The 2352-nt window shown below is 72.4% G+C and carries 3 protein-coding genes; all 3 read left to right on the top strand.

From position 1 onward, the window contains the following. Positions 1 to 900 (top strand): hypothetical protein (locus RIN80_RS25720; protein ID WP_309098034.1); only part of this gene is annotated, 900 nt, incomplete at its 5' end. Positions 901 to 951: 51 nt separating this feature from the next. After that, the gene (locus RIN80_RS25725) at positions 952 to 1848 is read left to right on the top strand and encodes an LLM class flavin-dependent oxidoreductase (RefSeq protein ID WP_309098035.1); all 897 of its coding nucleotides are present in this window, start codon (positions 952 to 954) and stop codon (positions 1846 to 1848) included. 88 nt (positions 1849 to 1936) lie between these two features. Beyond that, positions 1937 to 2352, top strand: a 416-nt coding sequence (locus RIN80_RS25730) for a GNAT family N-acetyltransferase (RefSeq protein ID WP_309098036.1), incomplete at its 3' end; no start/stop codon positions are given.

The raw sequence follows: 2352 nt of genomic DNA on the forward strand, positions 1-2352 counted from the left end.
GCCGGCACCGGCAAGGACGGCACCGTCTCCGTGACCGTCGGCGGTGTCGTCTTCGACCGTTCGAAGAACGGCAGCGGCAACTCCGCGGGTGCGCTCACGTCCTCCACGTCCTGGACGCCCCCGGCGTGCTGGTACGCCCCGAAGTACACGCCGGAGCAGCTCCAGAAGGAGCTGGAGCCCATCTGGGACGCCGGTTCGACGGGATACGAGTGGGACGCGAAACAGCGCGACCGCTACGTCAACGGCAAGCCCTACAAGGACTTCAACAAGGACAAGACCGGCAAGGGCTACTTCTGGGACTCGTTCGTCAACGAGGACTTCCCCCCGGGGTGGGACTCCTGCGAGAAGCCCCCGTTCTGGGTCGACCTCGGCGACCCGCCGCCCGCAGACATCGAGAACGCCGTCACACCCGAGATCCTCGCCGAACTCGCCTACGCCGAGATACGCGTCCCCAGCACGAAGGTGACGCTGGCCCCCGCCGCCGCGACCAAGGTCAACCTGCCGACCTGGGCCTGGCTGGACGCAGCCGACTTCGGACCGGTCTCCGTCACCGCGTCCGTACCGGTGATCGGCATCACGGCGACCGCGACGGCCCGACCGGTGTCGCTCAGGATCCAGCCCGGCACCAAGGACGCCGTCACCTACCCGGCGTCCGGCGTGTGCGAGATCGACAACGGCCGCATCGGCGAGCCCTACGCCAAGGGCAAGGCCGACCGCACCCCACCCTGCGGAGTGCGGTACCTGCGCTCCTCGGGTGAGGGCACCTACCCCCTCCAGGCCACCGTCACCTGGGAGATCGACTGGACCGGCACGGGCGGCGCGGGCGGCGACCTGCCCGACGGCACGTTCGGCGCCACACAGGACGTCGTCGTGCAGGAGATCCAAGCCGTTAACCGCTGACCGAACCCCAAGGGCTGTTGGGTGCCTGCCGGTCTGGGTAGGAAGGCGTCCATGACCACACTCGGCGCTGTCTTCCGTCCCCAACTCCCCCCGGAGCGACTGCGGTCGGTCTGTGAGGCCGCGGACGCCGCGGGGCTCGAACAGCTCTGGCTCTGGGAGGACTGTTTCGCGGAAGGCGGTCTGTCCACCGCCGCCGCGGCCCTCGCCTGGACCGAGCGGTTGCGGGTCGGGGTGGGGCTGCTGCCCGTGCCCCTGCGGAACGTCGCCCTCACCGCCATGGAGGTCGCCTCGCTGCACCGGATGTTCCCGGGGCGGACCGTCGTCGGCGTCGGGCACGGCGTGCAGGACTGGATGGGGCAGGTCGGGGCCCGGGTCGAGTCGCCGGTCACGCTGTTGCGGGAGTATCTCCTCGCGCTGCGGGCCCTGTTGCGCGGGGAGCGGGTCACCACCGGCGGGCGGTACGTCACGCTCGACGACGTCGTCCTCGACTGGCCCCCGACCGAGGCCGGGAGCGGGACCGGGATCGGGACCGGGGTGCTCGCAGGGGTCACCGGGCCGCGTTCCCTGCGCCTCAGCGGCGAGGCCGCCGACGGCACCATCCTCACCGCCTCCACCAACGCCGACGGCGTGCGCACGGCGCGGCAGCTCGTGGAGGAAGGACGCAAGGCCGCCGGCCGCGAGGCCGAGCCGCACCACGTCGTCGTGTACCTCCTCGCCGCCACCGGGCCCGGCGCCGACGCCCGGCTGCGCGCCGAACTGGCCGCCGAGGGGGTGGCCTCCGTCCCCGGTCTCGGAGTGGCCGGGGACGCCGGTGCCGTCGCCGAGGCCGTCGCGCGACTGGCCGAGGCCGGAGCGGACACGGTGGTGCTGCAGCCGACCGGGGACGAACCCGACCCGGAGGGCTTCGTGCGGTTCGCCGCCGAGCAGGTGCGTCCCCTGGTCGCGTGAGGCCCCGGCACGGACGCCCTGCCCTGGTGCGGTGCGCCCCGGTACCACGGCGGGTCCGGTTGTCAGTGGCGCCTGCCACACTCCGGGCATGAGCGATGACGACCTGGACGTACGCCTGCGTGACGTCGTGGAAGCCGACCTGGAGTTCTTCCTCGCCTACGAGCACGACCCGGAAGCCGTCCGGCTTTCGAGGTTCACGCCCCGGCCGCGCGACGCGTTCCTGCGGCACTGGAGGACCAAGGTCCTCGGCGACCCCGCCAACGTCGTGCAGACGGTGACCGTGGACGGCGGGGAGGTCGCCGGCAGCTTCGTCGCCTGGTGGGAGGAGGACCGCCGCTTCCTCGGCTACTGGCTGGGGCGCCCGTACTGGGGGCGCGGCATCGGCAGCAGAGCCCTGCGCCTCTTCCTGGAGCAGGAGACGAACCGGCCGCTGCACGCCGACCCCTTCGAGGGGAACACCGGGTCCGTACGGCTCCTGGAGAAGGCCGGCTTCGAGCGGAGCGG

Source organism: Streptomyces sp. (assembly GCF_031181705.1).
Classification (GTDB): Bacteria; Actinomycetota; Actinomycetes; order Streptomycetales; family Streptomycetaceae; genus Streptomyces.

Coding starts and splice junctions, on each gene's coding strand:
- RIN80_RS25725 (WP_309098035.1), top strand. CDS start 952: ATGACCACACTCGGCGCTGTCTTCCGTCCCCAACTCCCCCCGGAGCGA.